We start from the raw sequence: 22,632 nt of genomic DNA, 5'->3' as shown, positions 1-22,632 counted from the left end.
TGGCGGAGAGAGTGGGACTCTCCCCCTAAGGGGCTCGGAGACCCCTTGTTTACAAGTTTAACCTTCAAATTCAGGGATTCTTGAACGGCCGGTGCTACACCGAGGTGCTCCACCATGGCCACGAGCAAGATGCCAACACCAGTCAAACGACCGACCAGCGAATACTACTGGATCCGGAAGAAGGTCCCCCTTCGGTACCGGCCCCTCGTCGGCAGGAAGGAGGTCTGGAAAAGCCTTAAGACCTCTGATCCGCGCGAAGCCGCTAAAAAATGCGCGGCCGAGAGCACGCAGTTCGAGGCCGAGTGGGCGCACATGGCGAACGCCGCCGCTCTGGCCAACTTGCCGATCAAACCGCCCAGGTTGCCGGCGACGCAGGAGAGTTCGAATCCGGGTGCGGGAGTTGAACCCGCTCTACTTTCCCATCAGGACCTGCACGCGCTGCGCGGCGCCGCCCATGTCCGGATCCGCGACAGCCACATCTCCAACCCGCCATCGGCGGGCTTCGGCAGCGCCATCCTGCTTTCTGGGGACGTCGACGAATCCATGCGCGAATTTCTCGCCGAGCAAGGCGTGCAGACCACCGGCACCGATCTGGCTCGCTTCCGACCGCTGTACGAGCAGGCGCGCCGTGACGCGGTCGAAGATCTCAAGCGCGCCAAGCTCACCGGCGACTTCTCGCCGAACCCCATCCTGGCGAAGCTACCGCCCCGTACTGTGCCGAAGCTCGACTTGGTGAAGGCGTTTGAGGAGTACGTCGAGAAGGGCGGACTCAAGGGTGGCAAGGACGGCCCGACCGCGAAACGGTGGCGGCCGAAGATCCGCGACTTCTGCAAGTGGATCGGCCATCGCGACTTGACGCGCATGACCTCGGACGACGCCTACGCCTGGGCCGACCATCTGATCGATCGGGGGTACAATCGCAATTCGGTTCGACTGGTTTGGATCGCTTCGCTCAGTGCTACCGCCGGTTGGCTAATCGAGCGCCGCCGGCGAGGTGCACACAACCCGTTCCGCGGCATCGTCATTCGAGATGCGGTTGAGAATAAGCCCGGCGAACCGTTGCCGCCTCCGCGTCAGAAGGGATTCTCCCAGGCTGAGGCGAAAAAGATCCTCACAGCGACGCTCTCGAGCTTCTCGGCCATGATCTCTCCGGAGAAGCGTGCGGCCAGGCGCTGGCTCCCATGGCTGTGTTGCTATTCCGGAGCCCGCGTCAACGAGATCACATCCCTTCATCCCGCTGACGTTCAGGCGGACAAGGTATCTGGACTCTGGTGCATGGTCATCAAGCCATCGCTTGAGAAGACTTCGCAATGGCGTACGGTCCCGATTCATAGTCACCTCATCGAGCAAGGCTTTCTGAAGTACGTCGAGGATCGCAGGAGACTAGCCAAGCCGCTTTTTTACGACCCCGCGCGCGGACGTGGCGGCAAGATCGCGAACCCGCAGTTCAAGAAGACCGCGGAACGGATCGCAGATTGGGTACACTCGCTCGGGATCCACAACGTTCAGCCGAATCATGCATGGAGGCATTTGTTCAAGAGCGTCGCTCGTCACGTGAAGATGGACCGCGAGGTCGAGGGCTTCATCATAGGACACCGGCCCAAGGATTCGAACGCGAGCAACGACTACGGCGACCGCTGGGTCGCGACAATGTCCGCCGAGGTCGAGAAGTATCCGAGGTTCGACATTCCCGCCCTGAAGGCTCCGACCGCGCCACACAAGCGGCGCCGTCGCACCAATTTCGAAGTCGCCATCGCGAAGGCCGCAAAGGAAGAGCGCAAGGCAGCACGTGCGACGCGGGCATCCGATGCTGGATAGGTGACCGAGACCAGGGAGGGGGTGCTGGAGAGAGTGGGACTCCCTCCCCCCAAGCCGCGATTGCAGGAAAACCGCCGAAAACAAGGATTCCAAAAAAGCCGGTCGAGTTTTTGTGAGCACCGCTGTGTACCACCGGCTCGTCGGATTCGGCCGTCAATCTCAGGCGATTTCGAGGTCGCGAGTGCCTGACCGATCTCGACGGTCTGGCCGACCTCAACGAGGTGTTTTGCGTCGGCACGCGAAAGCGAAGATCGCTCTCGAGGCCTGATGGCGCCGACGAAGCTACGCTCCGGTGTCTCGGCATCCTAATGCGCGTGCGACCAGGACCGGCCGTCAGCTTGCCGGATTGCGCGCCGTGACGATCCACGTCGCGCTGTCGATCATCACCGACAGCTCGCCGGGGCGGCTCGCGAAAGCGGCACGAACCGCGGCCGAGGCGCGGGCGCGGATGTCATCGGGCTGATCGGCGAGCGCGCGCGACAGCGGGCCGACCTCCAACGTCATCTTCACCGCGTCATCGATCGCCGCGTCCCGCGTCGCGCCCTCGCCAAACGGGACGGAAGCATCGAAGGGCGCGATAGCGATATTGGTGAACCCGGCCGCCGTCAGGATCCGACCCACCCGCCCCCGGTCGCCGAACGAGAATGGACCGGGCGCTTCGGGATCGGGCGGCGCCGTCGGCGGGACGATACCTTTGATCGCGCCCATCGGCAGGCGCATCCAATCGTTCTCGGTCGCGCCACGCCAGCAGACGAAAGCGACCCGGCCGCCCGGCCGGAGGGCGCGGCGCATATGCGCGAACGCCCCTGTCGGATCGTCGAAGAACATCACTCCGAAACGAGAGAACAGGATGTCGAACGCGCCCTCGGGCAGCTCGGCGCTGCTGGCGTCGGCCACCCGGAACAGGGCCGGCGTATCCTGGGCCGCAAGCGCGCGCGCTCGGCGGATCAGCGGTTCGGATATGTCCACGCCAAGCACTTGGCCCCCCGCGCCGACGCGGGCGGCCAGAGCCAGACTCGACGCGCCCGCGCCGCAGCCGGCGTCCAGCACGCGGTCGCCCGTCGCGGGCGCGGCGGCTTCGATCGCGGCCTGGCCGAACACCGCCAGCCTGGCATCGAGCCGGGCCTGGTGGGCGACCCAGCGCTCCCCGCTTTGGCCATTCCAGTCGGCGACCTGATCGGCATTGTGCTGTGCCATGACATATCCTTGTTCTGGCCCGGTCACTGGGCGCACTGGCGACCGCTGGGGACTTCCGAGACGATGCAGTTCATCCGGCGATAAGCGAAAGATTACGGCTTGCGCGCGTCTGCCTTCTGAAAGTCGTCCTGATGCGCGCGCACGAAGTCCTCGATCGACATCGGCGACACACCGGTCAGCAGGTTCACATCGTCCGAGGATCGGTCGTATCGGCCGTCCCGGTGCAGCAGTGCCATCGACTCCAAGTGCGCGACCACGTGTGCGGATGCGCCAATGGATCGCAGGCTCTCCAGCCACGGTTCCAATGGAATGTTCATGTAGGTGATTGGACGCCCCAAGACTCTTGTGAAATCTTCGGCGACCTCGCGAAGAGTCTCCGCACGGGGACCGGTCAGCTCGTAAACCTTTCCAAGGTGAGACTCGGGATTCGCCAACACCTCTGTCACGCACCGCGCAACATCGTGGGCGGCGATTGGCGACGTCTTTCCCTCTCCGAAGGGCAACATCAGCGCGTCCCGAGCGGTGACCGTCGGAACGGCAAATCGCCAGAAGAACGCGTCCATGAAGGCGGTGGGACGCATCGTGACCACCGGCAAGCCGCTCCACCGCAAGACCTGCTCGGCCAGCCAGTGCTGCTTGTGCTGCGGGCTGCGCGCAGTCTCGCGGATACTCATCTCCGAGACCGTCATCTGCGACATGTTGACGAATGCTTCGACGGCATGGTGCCGGGCAACCACCGCCACGTTCGTCGTAGCCTCGAGATACTTCTCGTTGACCGACATGCTGAAATACAGGCGCTTGCAGCCATCGACGGCGCGGTGCACCGCGTCCAGGTCGAGCAGATCTCCGACGATCACCTCGGCACCAAGTGCCCTCAGCGAATCCGCCCGGCCGTCATCCTGGCGGACCATGGCGCGCACCTTCAGCCCGCGCTCCAGCAGAGACTTCGTCACGCTCGGTCCGATCGCTCCAACTTGGCCAGCGGCACCGGTGACGAGGATGGGATGGGAGTGTTTCATGTCAAAGTTTCCTTCAGAGCGATACCGGAGCTCCCGCCGGTGACGGGAATGGTGTGACCGGACAACTTCACTGGCGGCTCCTGGAATTGATGTTGAATTGGCTGAAGGGGCTGTTCGAGGCCGATCACCTGGTAGCGAGGCTCGGCGCGTCTCACGACGCCACCATGCCGGCGTGAATCCCCTCGACGACCGCGGCGGGGTGGGTCAGCGGGATCATGTGTGCAGCCCCGGGGACAACGACCGTGCGGGCGTCGAACGCTCCCGCGAGCAGACGGCTCACCGACCGCGGAGCGGCCGACGTCCGCTCGCCGACGAGCACCGAGGTCGGCACCGCGGTCGAGGTGAACTCGGCGAGCGTGGTCCGATCGGCTGCGCTGGCGGTCATCTCGAGCCTTAGCCGCGGTGCGAGCCGTGTAACCAGCGCACGCCCCTTCTCGCCCAGCGCGTTCCACGCGCCGGCGCCGCTCCAGTGCTCCACCAGCAGGCAGGCGGCCGCACCGTGATCCGGCCACGCGCGCATGAACCGATCGCAGAGGGTCTGCCCCTCGCGCAGGGCGTCTTCTTCCCCGGGCACGCGCAGCACGCTGATGACCACAGGATCGACCAACGTGAGCCGCGCCACGCGAGACCCGACGGCCAGCCGCAGGTGAAGTCCGAAAAATGCCCCGAGCGAGTGGGTGACGAGGTGGAACGCGCCGACGCCCTGCATGTCGAGCCAGCCGCGCAGGTGGGAAACCTCGTCCTTTGGCTGCCACGCCTCGCTCGGTGTCGGCGACCGTCCGTAGCCGAGCATGTCGGGTGCCAACGCCCTGGCGCCGCGCGCCTCAAGACCTGTGCGGACCGCGGCCCAGGAGTGGGAGCCGGTGGCGGAGCCATGGAGGAGCACAATGGGAAGGTCGTCGATCATCGGAAATCCTGGTTTCGGGAAAAAGGGAATTTTTGATCTCAAACCAGCATCGACTGCTGGGCGAAGATACCCGCCATCGCGCCCTGCGATGATGCCTGGGTGACCGAGGGCAAGAAGGGCGTGGTGAGGTCGCCGGCGGCGTAGATGCCGGGCATGCTGGTTTGGCGGCGCTCGTCGACCTTGAGAACGATGCCGCCCGGCGTATCCACCGTGGCGAGGCCCAGTGATTCATGCAGGCTTGCGGACGGCTTGGTGCGCGGATGGGCGAACAGGATGTCGACTGCGACATTGCGGCCGGTATCGAGATTGACTTTGGCGATATGCCCCTTGTGATGGGCGATCTCGGCGATCCGGCCATCGACTACCGGTATTTTGCGGCGCGCCAGATCGGCCTTAATATCAGGCGGAATGTCGCGACCATCGGCAAAGACAGTCAACTTGTCGGTCCAGTCCAGGAACAGCCTGGCCTGATTGTGCGACTGCGGGCCGGACCAGACGAGGCCCCAATGCTGGCCGGCGACTTCAAAGCCGTCGCAATAGGGGCAGGGCACGATGGACGTGCCCCAGCCTTCGGCAAAGCCCGGAACATCTGGCATCTGGTCGGCGACGCCATAGCTCAGGATCAGACGACGCGCCCCAAGGCTTTCGCCGTCGGAAGTGAGGACGGAGAAATCGTCGATGGCGCCGGAGACGCTGTCGGCCCGGGCCCTGACCAGCTTGATCGTGGGATAACGCGCCAGCTGCTGCCGCGCCTCGGCCAGGATGTCCAGCGGCGGCTTGTGATCGTGGCCGAGCAGGCCATGCGAGTGGCCGGCGAAGCGGTTGCGCGGCAGGCCGGTATCGAGAACGGTGACCTTGCGGCGGGCACGGCCGAGCTGCAGGGCGCCGGCGAGACCGGCAAAGCTGCCGCCGATGATGATGACGTCATCCATGGTGATGGGCTCCGTTGGAGGACAGGTTGAAACCTACCCATTGGCTTGCACATTTCAGATACTTCATGGTATCGTAATTCAAGAATTAGAATACTGTCAAGTACTGGAATTGTCGTGACCGAAAACAGCCAGGGCCGGCGCGGCCGGCCCGCCAACGAGGCGCTTGGCCAAACGATCCTTGACGCCGCGCGCGAACTCTTTGTGGAATTGGGTTTTCAAGCGACGACCTTGGACAAGGTCGCCCAGCGGGCGAAGATATCCAAGCTCAGCATCTACAGGCACTTCGAGAACAAGGAGGCGCTGTTCAGCGCGGCCATCGCGGCCGGCTGCCATCAGTTTACACAGGCCCTTTTTGAAGGCGTCGATGGTTCGGCCGAAGATCAGCTCATGGCGGTGGGATCATCACTGCTTCGCACGCTGTTGAGATCAGACGTCCGCAATGTCGAAGCCATGATCATGGCCGACACGACGAATCAAAACTCGTTAAGCAAGCTCCATTACGAAGCCGGCCCCGCGCATGTCATCGCCCAAATCGAGGCCCTGTTGCGTCAGTTGCACGCGAAGGCGCTTCTGAACGTGCCCGATCCTCTCCGCTCCGCCCGCTTGTTTGCCGCGCTTTTCAAAGGATCCGATCTCCTGATGATCGCACGCTTCGATCAGGCGAGAGCAAAGGACGACGACGAAATTGAATCCTATTGCCGGTCGGCGGTCGCAATGTTCCTCGCCGCGCACGGTGGCAACGACCACGCGGGCGGATAACTTCAGAGAATCGCCACAAAGTTCACCGACACGCTGCCCACAGTCAGTCTTCACGAAGGCCGCTATGCCCCAGTATTCACTCGATGTATTGCGCCAGCGCTACGTCGTCGAGAAAAGGCCGCTCGAGGCCAGCATCGAGCAGATCTTGCGGGCCGACACCCGCGCGGGAGCCCGTGCCATCCTGGCTTCAATCGATAAGCGGCGTTTCGAAAACAGGTCCGAAGGACAGCGCCTCCGGAAGATCCTCAGTTTCGAAACCTCTCTCTGGGAGAGCGGCCTTCAGGCCGTGGCAGGCGTGGACGAAGCTGGAATGAGCCCTCTCGCCGGGCCCGTCTCCGCTGGCGCCGTAATACTGAAACCCGGCACGCGAATAGTCGGAATCGACGACTCGAAAAAACTCGATGCCGCGGCTCGCGAAGAACTCGCGAAGGAGATCAAGGCAAAGGCAGAGAGTTGGTGTGTGGCGTTCGTCGAGGTCGAGGAGATCGACGAAATCAACATTTATTGGGCAGGCATCCAGGCCATGCAGCGCGCGGTCCGGGGGCTGGGGTTGGCGCCGCAACACCTGCTGATCGATGCGAAGCGGTTGAAGGAAATCGATATCCCTCAGCAAGCCATCATCAAAGGCGACGCCAAGTCCGCCAGCATTGCGGCCGCCTCCATCCTCGCGAAAGTCCAGCGCGACGCGGTCATGCGGACGCTCGAGGTGCGCCACCCCGGCTACGGTTTCGCGGATCACAAGGGCTACCCGGTGCCGGCTCATTACGAAGCTCTCGCGAGGCTTGGTGCATGCGCAGCTCACCGGAGATCGTTCGGACCTGTACGCAGGGCTCTCGGGTTGCCGCCCCTGCCGCCGTGGCCTTCGGCGTCCGAGCGCGCCGCCAGCTGAACTCCCAGGCGCACGCTGCGGCTCGGCGGCGCTATTTGCGCGGCACCTTATTTTCGCGGACGACGTCCGTGGCTTTTTTATCGGACCGCAGGCCGAGATAGACCGGCTGGCGCAGTTCGCCCTTGCTGGTCCACTCCGCGAACTTCACTTCCGTGACCAACGAAGGACGCACCCAGGTCGTGACCCGCTCATCCTTCACCTTGGCGGGGAACGGCGACTTACCTGTCTTGAGCCTCATGAGCTTGCTGTGAAGCTCTTCAAGAACCTGGTGGCTGAAGCCGGTACCGACGTGGCCGATGTACCGCCATGCATCCCCTTCGCGTACTGCCAGCACGAGGGCGCCGAAAAAAGGCCGGGTTCGCCTCGGTGCCGTGAAGCCGGCGATCACGACCTCCTGCCGCTGCGCCGTCTTCACCTTCAGCCAATCGGCGGTCCGGCGTCCGGATGCATACGGGCTGCCGGCACGCTTGGCCATGATGCCTTCGAGGTGTCTCAGCTCGGCTTGTGCGAAGAATTTCGTTCCGTTGCCTTTGCGGTGGTCGCTGAACGCGATGAACTTGTGGCGCGGCAGGATGGCCTTTAGTCGCTTCTTGCGATCGACGAGCGGCAGCGCGCGCAGGTCCTCGCCGTCCGCGAACATGAGGTCGAACGCGCAGTACAGAAGCTTCGCCTCATGGCGCAGGGCGTTCTGGAGCAACTGGAAATGGGATGCGCCGTCCTTGCCGATCGCGACGAGCTCGCCATCGATCACCGCGTCCGCCTTCACGCATTCAAGTGCGTTCGCGACCTCCACGTAGGAGTGGCTGATGATCTTCCCGTTGCGGCTGTAGAGCGCGACCCGCCCATGCCGGATTTCCGCGACCATGCGGAAACCATCGAATTTGTCCTCGAAGACCCAATCGGGATCGTCGAACGGCGCATCCGTCAACGGGGCCAGCATGGGCTGCAGGCGATATGGCAGGGTCGATTTGCGAGCCATGGTTGGGACTTTCTACACGGCCGGCAGAGGCCGAAACGAGGAGGATGGAAGGCGAATCCGCGCAGTATCACCAGCCGCGACCATCCCGCCGGCCCGTACCACGCCCAACACCCCGGATTTGAATGGAGGGCCCGTTTCCGCCGACGAGAGCACCTGTTGCTTAAGGCCGGGCTGGAAGCGGTCGATCAGAACGCAAGGCGTCCGGAGGCCGGTCAGCTCGACGATGGCCATGGGACCTAATTCGATGAGGGTGCCGAGCGGCATCCGCTCGAGGGCCAAGCCGGCGGTGCTGATGTTCTCGCCGAGGTCGCCGGCGCCGACCTCGAAGCCGGCTTTAAGAAGCGTCGCGAAGAGTTCGGACGGGATCAGGTGAACCTGCCGGAGATTGGGCAGGCGTGGCCGGCGGCGGGCAAGGTAACGGTGCCGGACGAATGGGCCGGCGTGGGCGTCGCCTTGGACGCCGTGGCCTTCCACCAGCACGATCCGATCCTGAGGGGGCTTGCTGAAGTGGTGACCGCGATCGGCGGCAACTGCGACCACTGTGCCCTCCAAGGAGAGCGGGTGCGGCTTCGGCATCAGGCGGCCCGGGCGAATGAGCGCCGCTTCTGGCGGAGGTAGCGCGTGATTTCCGCAAGAGGCATCGCGTTGAGGACGCGGTCGGCGGGGACACCGCCCTTGCGAGCCATCTGGACGCCCCAGTGAATGTGGTCGAGCTCGGGGATCGAGTGCGCGTCCGGATTGATGCTCAGCATGCAGCCGAAGTCGAGGGCCGCCTGGTGCCAGCGCCAATCCAGGTCGAGGCGCCATGGATGGGCGTTGATCTCGACGACGACGTCATGCCTGGCGCATGCCCGAAGCACCTTCTCGACGTCGATTTCGTAGCCCGGCCGCCGCTGCAGCTGTCGCCCCGTCATGTGGCCTATGATGGTGGTGTGAGGATCGGAGATGGCACGAAGCAGGCGCTGCGTCTGCGCCTTGCGGTCGAGTTTGAAGCGGCCGTGGATGCTCGCGACCACGAAGTCGAAGCGCTGCAGCACTTCGTCCGCATAGTCCAGCGAGCCGTCGGCCAGAATGTCGGACTCGATGCCTTTCAGGATCCGGAAATCCTTGCCGAAGCGCTTGTTCAGGCGGTCGGCTTCCCGGTGCTGCTGCGCGATCTCCTCGACCGAGAGCCCGCCCGCGTAGTGCGCGGACTTGGAGTGGTCGGCGACGCCGAAATATTCAAAACCGCGCTGGCGCGTGGCCTTGGCCATCGTCTCCAGGGTCTCCGTGCCGTCGGAGGCATCGGTGTGGCAATGAAGGATTCCGCGCAGGTCCTTGTCGCTGACGAGCTTCGGCAACTTGCCCTTCAGCGCCAGCTCGACCTCGCCGCGACCCTCACGGAGTTCAGGATCGATGAACGGCAGGCCGAGAGCGCTGTAGATCTGGGCCTCGTCGCCGCCGATCAGGGTGCGACCCTTGTGCAACCCGTCGCTCTCCAGCCGCATTCCTTTCTCCGCGGCCAAAGCCTGGAGCCTCTCGATGTGAGCGGCTGAGCCGGTGCCGAAAAGAAGGGCGGCGCCGAAGTGGTTGCGGTCGGACAGGCGTATCTGCAGTCCGTCCGCCGCGGATGCCTTCGACCTCTTCTCGATCTTGGCAGCCTCCGCGACGATCGTGAGGTCGCCGACGAGTTCGCAGCCGCGGCGGAAGTCGCCTGCGATCGTCACGCGCTTGAGCTCCGGCCGGGCCTTGCGAAGCGAATCCTCGGCGTGCGCGAGCAGGGCGGCGGCACGGTGCAGGTGGAGGCGACCTTCTCCGCTTTTCGCGATGGCCAGGTTCTGCAGAATCTTTGTCTGCAGGGCGGCGCCCAATCCTTTGGCTTTCTGGATGCGGTCGTCCTTGGCGGCGGCCTCCAACTCCGCGAGCGAGGTGATGCCGAGATCCTCGTAGAGTCGCAGAACCTTCTCCGGGGGAAGACCGGGCACGGCGAGCATCTCGAGCACGCCCTCCGGAATCTCCTTCCGGAGCTTTTCAAGGCTCGGATGAGTGCCGCTCTTGTGAAGCTTGGTGATGATGTCGGCAATCGCCTCGCCGACGCCGGGGATTTCGGTAAGCCGGTCTTCGGCGATGAGCACGTGCAGAGGGACTGCGAGGGCCGCCAGGCTGTCGGCGGCCCGAGAATACGCTTTTGCCCTGTAGGGGTTGCCGCCACGCAACGCGGTGCGCTGAGCGTACTCTCGCAGGAGACTTGCTACAGTGCGAGCGTCGACGGAAGCCACTCAACGAGCCTCCCGTTCCGCGCCCCGCCTCGCCGCAGCAAAGCGAGCTTGAGAGATCGGGCCGTCATCGGGCCGACCCTCGAGAGATTCCTCAAGCTTCTGCGCTGCCCGGAAGTCCTGAAGGTGCTGCGTGTTCGGGGCATAGGCGGCCTCTTTCTTGAGGAGATTGTAAATTCGGCCGACCACCAGCTGCAGATGCTTGATCCTGCCCCGCGGCATCGCTCGGGCTTTGCAAAGAGCCCGGAGAGCGTAAGCGCGGAAGTAATCAAAAGCGTCGGACATGATCTCGGTAAACGCAGGCAATCGCCTATGGTTCGGTCGGCACCGCAGGATCGGAAGCCTCTTCGGCTGGTCATGAGGAACCTGACGCGTGGGCAGCGCGATCTTAAAAGTCAGCGCTCCACTGATTCCACCGCGTTTCTCCGGTCGACGGTGAAGCCCAGGCGCTCACAGACGGATGGCCGCTTGTCTCGAGTCCGGCGGCAATGGCGAGGAGCTTCGGGAACCCCGGGAATCCTTACGGCGTTGCACCGCCATCAGATTCGCAGAAGGAGGAGCAGATGGCAGCCGCGAAGAAGAAGACCGCGCGAGGACGCAAGCAGGACCGGGCGCGCGTCGCCGGGGGGCAGAAGCACGAGGTCGGCTATGAGGCGAAGAAGACCGGCCGGTCCGCGTCGGCGGTCAAGAAGGCGGTCAAGAAAGTCGGCAATTCGCGCAAGCGGGTCGAGAAGCGTCTCGGCCGCTGAGCCCCGCTCTCTCGTGCTCCAATCCGGAGCCGGCCTGCTCGGAGGCCGGCCGCTCAAGCCCGGCTCGAGAAGCGCGTGAAGGCGGTCAGCGTCTGCTGGCGCAGCTCGACGTCGCGCAGGTAGATCTCCGCCTTGAGGAACGCGAGCTCGGCCTCCAGCGCGGTCTCGCAGACGTCGATGTACCAGCTTTTCGGACGGCCGTCCGTGCCGTCGCTCCAGCGATAACCTCGCCTCTTCAACGAATCCTTCAGCTCGAAAGGCGATTGCTCCGCCCATATCCGCAGCGTCGGCTTGCGGGCGTTCTCGAGCAGCAGCGCGAGCGCCGGCGAGCCCGTAGTCGGCAGTTCGAAGGCGAGGACCTCCAGCAACGCGTGGCAGTCGTCGACCGCTCGGTGAGCCTGGTGGAAGTAGCCAGCACCGTTCAACAGATATCCGAGCTGCGAGCCCGCGAGGCCGTGTTTGCGCCAGTCGACTTCGCTCATGCTGCAGCCCCACGCCTTGTGCTCGAACACGGGCCAGTAGCGTTCGGCGAATTTTCTGTCGAAACTGCTGTTGTGGGCAATGACGATCACAGCACCGTCGACGAAGGCCGTCACGGCAGCCGCGTCGATTCTGTGACCGGCCACCATCTCGTCGGTGATGCCGGTGAGCGCCGTCACCTCCGGCGGGATCGGCGCGGAGGGCTCGTTGAAGGCTGAGAAAGTGTCCCTCACCCCGACGATCCTGCCGTCCGGCGTGTAATCGAACTTGACCATACCGAGCTCGATGATCTCGTGCTTGGAGTGGTCAAGACCTGTCGTTTCGGTGTCGAGCAGGATGCCGACCTTCGTTTCCTGTCCTGAGGCCGGCACCGACGTCGGCCGTGGCACCAGCCGGCGCAGCACCCGGTAGTCCGTCGACCGACTCAAGGCTTCGGCCATCGCGGCTAGGTCCGATGCGTTTTGAAACATCGCTTCTCCCGCCCGATTGCTGGGCGAGGTCGCAGAATACCGGGAGCGCGGGCCAGGAGGTATCTGAAAATCGAGCAATTCACGGGCTTTTCGGAAGTGCCGGTGGCAATTCGATCCCGTTGCAAGGTCGCTCGCGCAGCGGCTACTGAGCGCGAGCTCTCCTGATGCGGGGCCGACGTTCCACCGGGCCTCCTGCCAAGGCGCCCCTGCTTAACCAGCTTCGCCGAGCTACGCGGGCATATCGTCGCGGGGTGAAGGCAAGCCGAACTACGGCTCGTTAACGCTGTGGCGTGTAGGTTTTGGAGCCATGCAATACACGGACGGTTCATTCGCCGATGTGAAGTCCATCAGTCAGCAGGCCATGTGCCTCGCACGGCTGGCGATCTGCCGTTTCCTTCGCTTGATCAGTTCAGGCCGGAAGCGCGGCTGCATGACCCAAAACAACTCATCATCTGGAGCGTTGAGCACCGGGGAGACGGGCACATATTTCGCGCGCTTTACCAAGGTGCGAGCGTTGGAGAGGTCTTCAATTCGAGCTGGGCCGGGAAATCGATGGAAGAGGTTCTTCCACCAGCCCTGAAGGAGTTCGGTCTAGCCGCCGCCGAGCAGTGCGTGACCAGCGGCTGCGCCATCTACAGCGTGTTTTCGACCTACAACAGCGGCGGCCATACGATCGATTGTGAGCGCTTGCTCCTGCCTTTGGGAAGGGCCCGCCGGGTCGAGCAAATGGTTGGCTCCCTTCAACTGATCAGCAAGACGGGATCCTTCAACCGCGAGACGGTCATCCGACACTTCGAGTGGAAAACGGAGGTGTCCTGCGCAATCCGCATCTACGCTTCAGCCGGTCTCCGCGGTCACCTCACATCGACGACCGAAAAGCGAGAAGCGGCTCGCTCTCCTTAGCCGGCTGCGCGCCGAAGGAGTGGGGCGGATGGGGGCATGTGCGGACGGGCTAGACAGCAGCCGCGTATGGTGCCGATCCCCGGATTGCTACGGTCACACCGGTGCGTGATCGTTTACGATCTGCAACTATATTGCATCCATGGATCTCCAGTACGACCCCGAGCGCGAGGCCGTCGCGGCGATGAAGCTTGCCGCGGAAGCCGATGGGCCAGAGCGGCAGAAATGGATCACCGCCGCGCTGGCGTGGTCGGAACTGACTCGCCTCCGCCGGGCTGCCGAGCACAACGTGCCGGAATGGTGGCCGACGCGGCAGCTCGTCACCGGTGCAACGCGCAGCGCCTCCTCCGACTCCCTTTCAAGCCGCTAGGGTCGCGTTCAGGGCGGAATGCGCTCCCGCACCCGCTTACGGGCCTCAAATCCTCGCTGGTGAGGCCAGAACCACCGGAGGTCGGAACAATATTGCGGCGACGTATTTGACTCGGCGGACCATCGTCCGCCGTTTGAGTACGGCGTCCTGTAGCGGATAGCCAAAGGCTCACGCCCGCTGTTCAAAAACATCCGCTCGCGCGGAAGCCAAAGGCGGTGGTCCCGTTCGGCGCCTTGAAAGAATCAGCTTGAAGAAGCCGGCGAAAACCCGCGAAGAACTTGAGGCCGCCATCAGGCTGGAGATGGAAGACGTCAGCGACTGGCCGACGGACCTGGCCATCTCGGTCGTGCCGCACGAAGATTCCTGGAAAGTCGAGATCATGACGGACGGGCCGCAGCAGGACGCGGAGCGTTGCGACATGATTGAAGCCATTGCCAATAGGCTGCGTAACCAGTTCGATCTGAAAGGTTGACCTCCCCACCTCCACAAACGATCCGCTGTGACTATCGCCGAGAGCGAAGATCGGGCGCGCGCCCGAGGTGAGGGGCAGGGCAAGCTAACCGGCGAGCATACGGCGAAGCGTCACGTGCTAGTACGACGACCCGGCTAGTCCTGCTCTTGCGACGGCCAGGGTTCGCGGGCCTTGGCGGTGGCGACGAGTTCGCCGTTCAGGCATTCGTCGATGAGGAAGCGGACCATCATGCCAGCAGACGAAAGCGACCCACCCGCCCGGCTTGAGCGCGCGCGGCGCATATGGGCGAACGCCTTTGTCGGATGTCGAAGAACATCACCCCGAAACGCGAGAACAGGATGTCGAACGCCCGATCGGCGCTGCTGGCGTCGGCCACCCGGAACAGGGCCGGCGTATCCTCTGTGGCGCAAGCGCGCGCGCTCGGCCGGATCAGCGGTTCGGATATGTCCACGCCCAGCACTTGGCCCCCCGCGCCGACGCGGGCGGCCAGAGCCAGACTCGACGCGCCCGCGCCGCAGCCGACGTCCAGCACGCGCTCGCCCGCCGCGGGCGCGGCGGCTTCGATCGCGGCCCGGCCGAACACCGCCAGCCTGGCGTCGAGCCGGGCCTGGTTAGCGACCCAGCGCTCCCCGCTTTGGCCATTCCAGTCGGCGACCTGATAAGCTGATGGCGGCATCACACGAATGATCCGCGTTAGCTCACGATTGGTCCAGCCGCAGCCTCATCCAAACCGGCACGAGCTTGGATAGCGAGGCTTCGTTCTGCAGCCTGCGAGTCGAAGTATTCCTCAATCGAATAAACCTTGCCCCATCGCAACTTGAAGACGTGGACGCCCCTGTTCACATACGAGCTTTGGCCGTCAAGTAGCCTCGCGTTGGCCCGCCACTTGACGAACACTGTGGTATTCCATGGCCAACCCGTCACCTCGACCTGCTCAACATCTATGTGCAGGTTCGAGAAAACACGGCCCATGCGCTCGAACCACTGCTTCACCGATTGCTTTCCATGTCGCTCACCCCCCAACGCATGATCTCCGGCAACCCAGTGATACGCGTTCGGTGTTAGGCCTTTTGCAGCATCATCCCAACGCTGGTTGTTGACATGATCGAAGCTTCTGCGGATCTCTTTTTTGACCATTAGACTGTAGACCATTGATGTCCCCTGTTGTCGGATAGCCGACGGCTCTGCAAGACGGGATGGATACTTTCCAGATACTGTAAGCTGCTCCAGGTAACGGCGGCGATCTGTTGGGAAAGCTGGCTGACGGGCGGCCACGCAGACGGCAGCGGCGCAACGGTCAGAGCCAGCGGCGAACCTCGGCCTTGTAGCGGCGGTAGTCGTCGCCGAACTTCGCTTCGAGATAGCGCTCCTCGCGGGCGATCACCTGCGTCTGGATCGCGATCAGCACCAGCGGGAGCAAGGCGAAGGCGATCGGCCCGTCGAATCCGATCGCAACGCCGGCATAGATCAGCGCCATGCCGAGATACATGGGATTGCGGGTCCACCGATAGGGGCCGGTCGTTGCGATGAGGGTCGTTGGCTGCGACGGCGGAACGTTGGTGCCCAGCCGCCGGAACAGCCCCGCCGCCGCAAGCATCATCGCCGCACCGGCAACGAACAGCAGCGCGCCCGTCGCGACCAGCAACCGCCAGTCGATGCCGAAAGAGCGCAAGGTGACGAACCGCTCCGCCGCCAGCCCCAACAGCAGCGCTCCCAGATAGACCAAGGGCGGAGGGAAGCGCACACCCGCGCTGTCCGGTTCGACGGCCATGCTCATCTCCAATCTGTGCTCTCAAACCAGCATCGACTGCTGGGCGAAGATACCCGCCATCGCGCCGTGCGATGATGCCAGGGTGACCGATGGCGGCGTAAGGGGGTTGGCGAGGTCGCCGGCGGCGTAGATGCCGGGCACGCTGGTTTCGCGGCGCTCGTCGACCTTGAGGATGATGCCGAGGGGCGTATCGATCGTGGCGAGGCCTAGTGATTCATGCAGGCTCGCGGACGGCTTGTTGCGCGGATGCGCGAACAGGATGTCGACCGCGACATTGGGGCCGGTATCGAGTTTGACCGTGGCGCTATGGCCCCCGTGATGGCCGATCCCGGTGATCCGGCCCTCGACGACAGGTGTGTTGCGGCGCGCCAGGTCGGCCCGGATATCGGGCGGAACGTCGTGACCGTCGGCGAAGAGCGTCAACCTGTCGGTCCAATCGTGGAACAGCCTGACCTGATTGTGCGACTGCGGGCCGGACCAGACGAGGCCCCAATGCTGGCCGGCGACTTCAAAGCCGTCGCAATAGGGGCAGGGCACGATGGACGTGCCCCAGCCTTCGGCAAAGCCCGGAACATCTGGCATCTGGTCGGCGACGCCATAGCTCAGGATCAGACGACGCGCCCCAAGGCTTTCGCCGTCGGAAGTGAGGACGGAGAAATCGTCGATGGCGCCGGAGACGCTGTCGGCCCGGGCACTGACCAGCTTGATCGTGGGATAACGCGCCAGCTGCTGCCGCGCCTCGGCCAGGATGTCCAGCGGTGGCTTGTGATCGTGGCCGAGCAGGCCATGCGAGTGGCCGGCAAAGCGGTTGCGCGGCAGGCCGGTATCGAGAACGGTGACCGTGCGGCGGGCACGGCCGAGCTGCAGGGCGCCGGCGAGACCGGCAAAGCTGCCGCCGATGATGATGACGTCATCCATGGTGATGGGCTCCGTGTTGTGGATGGAGGGGTTGAACGCAGCAGACCGCTCAGCCTGATTTGCCGAGTGCTTTCAGTATGAAACGAATCTGGTCGCGCAGGCCTGCTTCCGTGGCTTCGCCGTGTACAACGCAGTGCTCGATGAGAATGGGATGGAAGAATGGCATAAACGCGGATCTGACTGCTCGTGCCGCTTCCGCGGCATCTTCGACATCGAACTGGCCAGCTTGGGCACCCCCGCGTATGATCGCCTCGAAGATCGTCTCCATCCGCTCGATATGCGCCTTGATGATCGGCCAGTTCTCCTGCGTGGCGGCGACGATCAGATCGTGCATGGGCTTCGCCGTGACCAACGTCATCTTGCTGTGGTGGTGAACAGTGCTCACCAGTTCCTCGAGTTTCTCGGCGGCCGGCGCGTCCCTCCGTGCGATCGCAAAGGCGAAGTCGGCAAGCTCGTTCAATAGACGCCCGCAGATGGACTCGTCGATTGCATTCCGGGAGGGAAAGAACCGGTAGATGTTCGCCGGGCTCATGCCGAGCTCGGCGGCGATGTCGGCCACCGACGTCCTGTGGTGACCGACACGCCGAAAGCGCTCTTCCGCCGCTCCCAGGATCCGGGCGCGGGCCTCGTCGGACTCTCTTCCCGTTCGGACCGAACGATCCATTGGAGCAACGGCGCCTTATTCGGCAGCCAATGCCGGCTGCAGTTCCGGCCTCTTGGGTGAAACCTCATGCATGTCGTCTGCGCTCGGCTTGATCCGAAACCAGGCGGCATAGAGCGCAGGAAGGAACAGCAGGATCAGAACCGTTCCGACCGCGGTGCCGCCGATCAGCGTGTAAGCCATCGATCCCCAGAAGACAGAATGCGTGAGGGGAATGAAGGCCAGCACCGCAGCCAATGCGGTCAGGATCACGGGTCTGGTGCGCTGCACCGTGGCCTCGATGACGGCGTGATAGTCGTCAAGGCCGGCGGCAAGGTTCTCCTTGATTTGGTCGGTCAAGATAAGTGTGTTGCGCATCAGGATGCCCGCGAGGCCTATCAGGCCCAGAATGGCGTTGAATCCGAAGGGCTGGTGAAAAATCAGCAACATCGGCACGACGCCGGCGAGGCCAAGCGGTCCGGTCAGCACGACCATGGCCATCATCGAGAAGGATCGCACCTGCAGCATGATGACGATCAGCATGGCGGCAATCATGACCGGAAAGATTGTCGCCAACGCGTCGTTGGCTTTGGTTGCCTCCTCGATCGATCCGCCCAACTCGATGCGATAACCGGCCGGAAGGGATGCGATCAGCGGCTGAAGGGCCGTCTTGATATCCTTGGAGACCTCCGGAGGCTGAGTCGCCTCATTGATGTCCGACCTGATCATGACGACGGGGGTGCGGTCGCGACGCTTCATGATCGGTTCTTCAAGCTGGACTTCCGAATGGCCGACCTGGTCGAGAGGAACGGCGCGGCCGTCTCGGCTCATCAATGAGAAATCCGCCAGTCGCGTCGGATCCAGCCGCTCCCCGCCGGCGCTGCGCGCCACGATGGGGACATTGCGAATGTCCTCGCGGACCTGCGTCACGGCGATGCCAGTGAGAAGGAACTGGAGTTGCCGGCCCACCTCCGCGGGAGACAGGCCGATGAGGTTCAGCCGATCCTGATCCGGGATGAAGCGGAGCACGGGCGTGCGATCACCCCAATCGCGATTCGCCTGGCGCACATCAGGAACGCCACGCATGATACCGAGCGCCTTTTCAGAGATCGCGTATAGTTGGGCGGGGTCAGGCCCCATGATCCGAAACTCGACGGGGAATGGCGTGTAGGGTCCGAACACAAGCTGCGTCACGCGCACATTGGCCTCAGGCGCAAGCCCATCCGAGACCGCCTGTCGGAGCCGATGCTTCAAGACCTCGCGCGCTTCCGCGTCCGGTGTCAGCACGACGATCTTGGCGAAGGCCGGATCGGGCAGCTCCGGGGCCATCGCGAAGAAGAAGCGCGGCGCACCCTGACCGACATAGCTCGTGACGATCTTGGCCTCCGACTGGCCTTCCAGCCAGCGTTCAAGCTTTGCGACGGTGGCGGTCGTCGTCCCGATGCTGGTGCCTTCCGGCAGACGAACTTCCACCAGCACTTCGGGGCGGTCGGACGTCGGGAAGAACTGCTGTTTGAGGCCACCCATGCCGGCGACGGAAAGCGCGAAAGCGACGGCGACGACGCCGCAGGTCACGAACTTGTGGCGCACGACGAAGGTAATGAGAGCGCGCAAGCGCCGATAGTTGGGCGTACCGTAAATCGCGTGGTGGCCGCCTTCGATCGGTTTGATCGCGGGCAGCATCTTGACGCCGAGATAGGGCGTGAAGACCACCGCGACGATCCAGGAGACGATGAGGGCGAATCCCACGACCCAGAAGATGTTGCCGGCGTATTCGCCGGCCGTCGAGCGGGCGAAGCCCACCGGCAGGAAGCCTGCGATCGTGACGAGTGTTCCGGACAGCATCGGTGCCGCGGTGTGGCTCCATGCATACGCCGCCGCCGAGATGCGGTCCATGCCCTCTTCCATCTTCACCACCATCACCTCGATGGCGATGATGGCGTCGTCCACGAGAAGGCCCAGCGCCAGGATGAGGGCGCCCAGCGTAATGCGGTCGAAGAACCGGCCGGTTTCCAGCATGATGAGGAACACGACGGCAAGCGTCAGTGGGACGGCAGCCGCGACAACGATGCCGACGCGCCAGCCGAGGCTGAGCAGGCTCACCAGCAGCACCACGCCGAGCGCCATCGCGAACTTCATCATGAATTCGTTCACCGATGAGGAGATGTTGACGGCCTGGTCGCTGACCTTGGCCAGCGTCATCCCGAGCGGCAGTGTCCGGGAGATCGCTGCGGACCTCTCCTCCAGCGCCTTGCCGAGCGCGAGACCATTCCAGCCCTCCTGCATGACCGCCGCGAGCATGATGGTGGGCTCGCCCTGGTGCCGGATGAGGTAGGTGGGAGGATCCTCGTAACCGCGACGGACTTCGGCGATGTCGGAAAGCTTCAGCGTTCGCCCGGCTGCGACGATCGGAGTGTCGGCGATCGCCTGGACGCTGTCATAGGCGCCCTCGACCCGGATGAACACCTGCGGCCCCTTGGTGTCGATGGAGCCCGCCGGTGTGACCGTGTTCTGCCGCTGCAAGGCGGCAACGATATCCGTTGCCGATACGCCGAGAGTCGCCAGCTTGGGATAGGAGAACTCGACGAATATCTGCTCGGGGCGTTCACCGAGGATGTTGATCTTCTTGACGCCGGGCACGTGCAGAAGATCCTGGCGAATGGTCTCTGCCTGCCTGGCGAGCTCCCGCATCGGCATGCCCTTGGCCTTGAGCGCATAAAGGGCGAAGCTGACGTCCGAATATTCGTCATTGATGAAGGGGCCGAGCACACCGGGGGGCAGCTTGCGCGCTTCATCGCCCAGCTTCTTGCGGGCCTGGTAGAATTCCTCCTGCACGCTCGATGGCGGTGTGTTGTCCTTCAGGGTCACGGTCATGTAGGCATAACCCGGCCGTGTGGTCGTCTCCACCCGGTCGTACCAGGTCAGCTCCTGGATCCGCTTCTCCAGCGGTTCGGCGACCTGGTCCTGCATCTCGCGTGCGGTCGCACCCGGCCACACGGTCGTGACCGTCAGGGTCTTGATGGTGAAGGAGGGATCCTCGGCCCGTCCGAGCATGAAGAAGGCGTAGGCGCCTGCGGCTGCCAGCAAAAGCAAGAAGAACAGCGTTGCGGCCCGTTCACGGACTGCGATCGCCGAAAGATTGAAGCTCATCAGTTGCTCCTGTCTTGAGAGGCTGTCCTGACGTGAGCGTCCTCCTGCAGGAGGTGTGCGCCCAGAGAGACAACCCGATCACCGGAGCTCAGGCCGGAGATAACGGCATTTTCGCTGGTCACACGCACAAGCTTGATGGTGTGAAAGCGGACCGTCGAGGTGCCGCCGTCGAACACCCAAACGCCGGTCTTTCTGCCGTCGTCGAGCACGGCTCCCAGCGGCACCTGAACTTCCGGCTGGCTCCCCTGGCTTGCAAGCCGAATGGTGATCGTCGCGCCAAGCGGTGCCGCCGCGGCGTCACCGCCGAGCACGTAGCGGGCCTCATAGGTGCGGGTCTGAGGATCGGCGGAATCCGACAACTGCCGCAGATGCGCAGTAAAGCGCCCATCGCTCCCATACAGGCTCGCCTCAGCGAGCGAGCCGATCGCCGGCCGGATCGTTTCGGGGAGCGCCACCACAGCCTCGCGAGGACCGGACTGCGCGACCCGAACGACCGGTTGGCCGGCGGAGACAACTTGTCCCGGCTCGCCCAGCGTTTGGGTGACCGTTCCATCCGCATCGGCCACCAGGACGGAATAGGTCGCCTGGTTCTCGGCAACCCCGGCGTCGGCTTCCGCCGCTGCGAGCTGCGCTTTGGCTGTATCCGAGGCGGCCTTCGCCTGCTCGTAGCGCTGTTTGGAAGTCCACCCATCGCTCACCAGGTTGGCGTATCGCCGCTCATCGGCGTCGGTCTGAACGACAGCTGCACGCGCAGCCGCGACGGCGTTGCGCTTCGCTGCGAGCGCCAGGCGGAGGTCGGTTTCGTCGATCCGCATCAGCGGCTGCCCGGATTTGACCTGCTCACCGACACTGACGAGCCGCTCGACGATCTTACCGGCGACGCGAAAACCGAGATTGCTTTCCACCCTCGCGCCGATGGTGCCGGTGAAACCGCGGTCGGATCCGCTGACCGGCGCGGCCATCACGAGACGGACCATTGGGGGCTCTTGCCTGGGGTCACCGACCGCAGAGGCTTCCCGGGGCGGGATCCCGAGGGCAACGAAGGTCGCCACCCCGGCCGAGATCAAAATACCAGCCAAAACCGCAAAGCCCCGCATCCTCATGTCAATCTCCCAATTTTAGATTTCGTCCGAACTCTGTATTCCGTTTAGCTTTCGAACGCAATCTAAAAAGGAAAGGAGGCGACAAAAATGTGATTCAGGCCCGCTCCTACCAAGAGATTCGGCCTTGGGGCCTTGATAGATTGCGTTCGGCTTCTATATTGTGGTAATAGAGTTCAAATGCAATCTAAGTTGGAGGTGCCGATGCGAGTCAGTCGCGTTCAGGCCGCGGAGAACCGCAAGACCGTGATCAATGTGGCAAGTCGCCTGTTCAGGGAGCGCGGCTTCGATGGGATCGGGCTCAAGGATCTGATGGAGGGGGCCGGGCTAACCCAAGGCGCCTTCTACAAGCAATTCGCGTCAAAAGAGGATTTGGCGGTCGAGGCGTCCAGGCGAGCATTGGAGAGCGCGTCGGGCCGATGGTCGGATGCGGCCGCTCGGAATCCCGATGATCCGCTCGGCGCGGTGATCGGGATTTACCTCAGCGGCGACCATCGCGAAGAAAAGATGGACGGCTGCCCCATCGTGGCACTCGGCTCAGACGCCGCCCGGCAGGGCCCCGAGGTGAAGGCGGAATTCGAAGCAGGAATCAAAGCGCATCTCGACGTGCTCGACCGCTTTCTCGCCGGGGCCGGCGACGAGGCCTCCCACAGCAAGGCCATGGCCATTCTCGCGACGATGGTTGGCGCGGTGACGCTCTCGCGCGTCGTCAACGACCCCGATCTGGCTCAGGCGCTTTTGGATGCCGCGGCCGAACAGGTTCGCGGCGCCGCCGCAGCTTGAAAGGACGGGCCAGTGTTCTGATTGAGAATCTGGCCGAGCTTCATTCGCCGACCAACAAATAGATGAGGACGAGA

General features: G+C 63.7%; 22 protein-coding genes and 2 pseudogenes. 8 read left to right on the top strand and 16 right to left on the bottom strand.

Annotation, left to right across the window (positions count from 1 at the left end; translation table 11 throughout):
- Window positions 1-114 precede the first annotated feature (114 nt).
- Window positions 115-1,818, top strand: a complete 1,704-nt coding sequence (locus IVB07_RS01845) for a DUF6538 domain-containing protein (RefSeq protein ID WP_247360788.1) — start codon at window positions 115-117, stop codon at window positions 1,816-1,818.
- Between the two features lie 173 nt (window positions 1,819-1,991).
- Here the strand turns inward: IVB07_RS01845 and IVB07_RS01840 are convergent.
- The 5 genes and pseudogenes from IVB07_RS01840 to IVB07_RS01820 form a co-directional block, all read right to left on the bottom strand.
- Window positions 1,992-2,132: pseudogene (locus IVB07_RS01840) on the bottom strand (efflux RND transporter periplasmic adaptor subunit); the annotation flags it as partial.
- A gap of 19 nt (window positions 2,133-2,151) precedes the next feature.
- A complete protein-coding gene (locus tag IVB07_RS01835) occupies window positions 2,152-3,015 on the bottom strand; it encodes a class I SAM-dependent methyltransferase (protein ID WP_247360785.1) in 864 nt (287 codons plus the stop codon).
- Between the two features lie 92 nt (window positions 3,016-3,107).
- A complete protein-coding gene (locus tag IVB07_RS01830; RefSeq protein ID WP_247360783.1) occupies window positions 3,108-4,034 on the bottom strand; it encodes an NmrA family NAD(P)-binding protein in 927 nt (308 codons plus the stop codon).
- A 151-nt stretch (window positions 4,035-4,185) separates the two neighbouring features.
- Complete coding sequence (locus tag IVB07_RS01825) at window positions 4,186-4,983, bottom strand: alpha/beta hydrolase (protein WP_247767453.1); 798 nt, start codon at window positions 4,981-4,983, stop codon at window positions 4,186-4,188.
- On the bottom strand, window positions 4,980-5,873 hold the full coding sequence (locus IVB07_RS01820; protein ID WP_247376261.1) for an NAD(P)/FAD-dependent oxidoreductase: 894 nt from the start codon (window positions 5,871-5,873) through the stop codon (window positions 4,980-4,982). Before IVB07_RS01820 ends, IVB07_RS01825 begins: the two co-directional genes overlap by 4 nt.
- A gap of 114 nt (window positions 5,874-5,987) precedes the next feature.
- Between IVB07_RS01820 and IVB07_RS01815 the strand changes: the two genes are divergently transcribed.
- Both IVB07_RS01815 and IVB07_RS01810 read left to right on the top strand, forming a co-directional pair.
- Window positions 5,988-6,632: a TetR/AcrR family transcriptional regulator gene (locus tag IVB07_RS01815; RefSeq protein ID WP_247360774.1), complete on the top strand. Its 645-nt coding sequence runs from the start codon at window positions 5,988-5,990 to the stop codon at window positions 6,630-6,632.
- A gap of 64 nt (window positions 6,633-6,696) precedes the next feature.
- The gene (locus tag IVB07_RS01810) at window positions 6,697-7,521 is read left to right on the top strand and encodes a ribonuclease HII (protein ID WP_247364517.1); all 825 of its coding nucleotides are present in this window, start codon (window positions 6,697-6,699) and stop codon (window positions 7,519-7,521) included.
- 31 nt (window positions 7,522-7,552) lie between these two features.
- Here the strand turns inward: IVB07_RS01810 and ligD are convergent, their stop codons facing one another.
- Genes ligD through IVB07_RS01795 form a run of 3 tightly spaced genes read right to left on the bottom strand, consistent with a single transcriptional unit; the run spans window position 7,553 to window position 10,758 of the window.
- The gene (gene ligD / locus IVB07_RS01805; RefSeq protein WP_247360771.1) at window positions 7,553-8,500 is read right to left on the bottom strand and encodes a non-homologous end-joining DNA ligase; all 948 of its coding nucleotides are present in this window, start codon (window positions 8,498-8,500) and stop codon (window positions 7,553-7,555) included.
- 12 nt (window positions 8,501-8,512) lie between these two features.
- Window positions 8,513-9,076 (bottom strand): MOSC domain-containing protein, encoded by a 564-nt coding sequence (locus IVB07_RS01800; protein WP_247360768.1) that lies wholly within the window; start codon window positions 9,074-9,076, stop codon window positions 8,513-8,515.
- Window positions 9,076-10,758, bottom strand: coding sequence for a DNA polymerase/3'-5' exonuclease PolX (locus IVB07_RS01795; RefSeq protein WP_247360767.1), 1,683 nt, complete (start codon window positions 10,756-10,758; stop codon window positions 9,076-9,078). The genes IVB07_RS01800 and IVB07_RS01795 overlap by 1 nt, the downstream gene beginning before the upstream one ends.
- 560 nt (window positions 10,759-11,318) lie before the next feature.
- Here IVB07_RS01795 and IVB07_RS01790 point away from each other — a divergent pair.
- The gene (locus IVB07_RS01790; RefSeq protein ID WP_247360765.1) at window positions 11,319-11,504 is read left to right on the top strand and encodes a DUF3606 domain-containing protein; all 186 of its coding nucleotides are present in this window, start codon (window positions 11,319-11,321) and stop codon (window positions 11,502-11,504) included.
- A gap of 53 nt (window positions 11,505-11,557) precedes the next feature.
- Here IVB07_RS01790 and IVB07_RS01785 read toward each other — a convergent pair whose 3' ends face one another.
- On the bottom strand, window positions 11,558-12,454 hold the full coding sequence (locus IVB07_RS01785; protein ID WP_247360763.1) for a 3'-5' exonuclease: 897 nt from the start codon (window positions 12,452-12,454) through the stop codon (window positions 11,558-11,560).
- A 363-nt stretch (window positions 12,455-12,817) separates the two neighbouring features.
- On the opposite strand from IVB07_RS01785, the gene IVB07_RS01780 reads away from it, so the two are divergent.
- The 3 genes from IVB07_RS01780 (at window position 12,818) to IVB07_RS01770 (ending at window position 14,196) form a co-directional block, all read left to right on the top strand.
- A complete protein-coding gene (locus IVB07_RS01780; protein WP_247360761.1) occupies window positions 12,818-13,357 on the top strand; it encodes a hypothetical protein in 540 nt (179 codons plus the stop codon).
- A gap of 139 nt (window positions 13,358-13,496) precedes the next feature.
- Window positions 13,497-13,724 (top strand): hypothetical protein, encoded by a 228-nt coding sequence (locus tag IVB07_RS01775; protein WP_247360759.1) that lies wholly within the window; start codon window positions 13,497-13,499, stop codon window positions 13,722-13,724.
- Between the two features lie 247 nt (window positions 13,725-13,971).
- On the top strand, window positions 13,972-14,196 hold the full coding sequence (locus IVB07_RS01770; protein WP_247360757.1) for a hypothetical protein: 225 nt from the start codon (window positions 13,972-13,974) through the stop codon (window positions 14,194-14,196).
- A 231-nt stretch (window positions 14,197-14,427) separates the two neighbouring features.
- Here the strand turns inward: IVB07_RS01770 and IVB07_RS01765 are convergent.
- The 7 genes and pseudogenes from IVB07_RS01765 to IVB07_RS01735 all read right to left on the bottom strand — a co-directional run.
- Window positions 14,428-14,872, bottom strand: a pseudogene (locus tag IVB07_RS01765) (class I SAM-dependent methyltransferase); the annotation flags it as partial.
- Between the two features lie 17 nt (window positions 14,873-14,889).
- Window positions 14,890-15,348, bottom strand: a complete 459-nt coding sequence (locus IVB07_RS01760) for a nuclear transport factor 2 family protein (protein WP_247360754.1) — start codon at window positions 15,346-15,348, stop codon at window positions 14,890-14,892.
- Between the two features lie 145 nt (window positions 15,349-15,493).
- Window positions 15,494-15,967 (bottom strand): isoprenylcysteine carboxylmethyltransferase family protein, encoded by a 474-nt coding sequence (locus IVB07_RS01755; RefSeq protein ID WP_247360752.1) that lies wholly within the window; start codon window positions 15,965-15,967, stop codon window positions 15,494-15,496.
- Between the two features lie 21 nt (window positions 15,968-15,988).
- The gene (locus IVB07_RS01750) at window positions 15,989-16,885 is read right to left on the bottom strand and encodes an NAD(P)/FAD-dependent oxidoreductase (protein WP_247767452.1); all 897 of its coding nucleotides are present in this window, start codon (window positions 16,883-16,885) and stop codon (window positions 15,989-15,991) included.
- A 49-nt stretch (window positions 16,886-16,934) separates the two neighbouring features.
- A complete protein-coding gene (locus tag IVB07_RS01745) occupies window positions 16,935-17,549 on the bottom strand; it encodes a TetR/AcrR family transcriptional regulator (protein WP_247376241.1) in 615 nt (204 codons plus the stop codon).
- Between the two features lie 15 nt (window positions 17,550-17,564).
- Window positions 17,565-20,675 carry an efflux RND transporter permease subunit gene (locus IVB07_RS01740; protein WP_247360744.1) on the bottom strand — a complete coding sequence of 1,037 codons (3,111 nt, stop codon included), beginning with the start codon at window positions 20,673-20,675 and terminating at the stop codon, window positions 17,565-17,567.
- The gene (locus tag IVB07_RS01735; RefSeq protein WP_247376236.1) at window positions 20,675-21,778 is read right to left on the bottom strand and encodes an efflux RND transporter periplasmic adaptor subunit; all 1,104 of its coding nucleotides are present in this window, start codon (window positions 21,776-21,778) and stop codon (window positions 20,675-20,677) included. Before IVB07_RS01735 ends, IVB07_RS01740 begins: the two co-directional genes overlap by 1 nt.
- Before the next feature lie 201 nt (window positions 21,779-21,979).
- On the opposite strand from IVB07_RS01735, the gene IVB07_RS01730 reads away from it, so the two are divergent.
- Entirely contained in the window at window positions 21,980-22,558 is a 579-nt protein-coding gene (locus IVB07_RS01730) for a TetR/AcrR family transcriptional regulator (protein ID WP_247360741.1), read from the top strand.
- Window positions 22,559-22,632 lie beyond the last annotated feature (74 nt).

Origin of the sequence: Bradyrhizobium sp. 172, assembly GCF_023101065.1 — a bacterium.
GTDB classification, from domain to species: domain Bacteria; phylum Pseudomonadota; class Alphaproteobacteria; order Rhizobiales; family Xanthobacteraceae; genus Bradyrhizobium; species Bradyrhizobium canariense_D.
The sequence above is the reverse complement of the archived record's forward strand: the minus strand, read 5'-3'. Positions and strand labels throughout refer to the sequence as shown.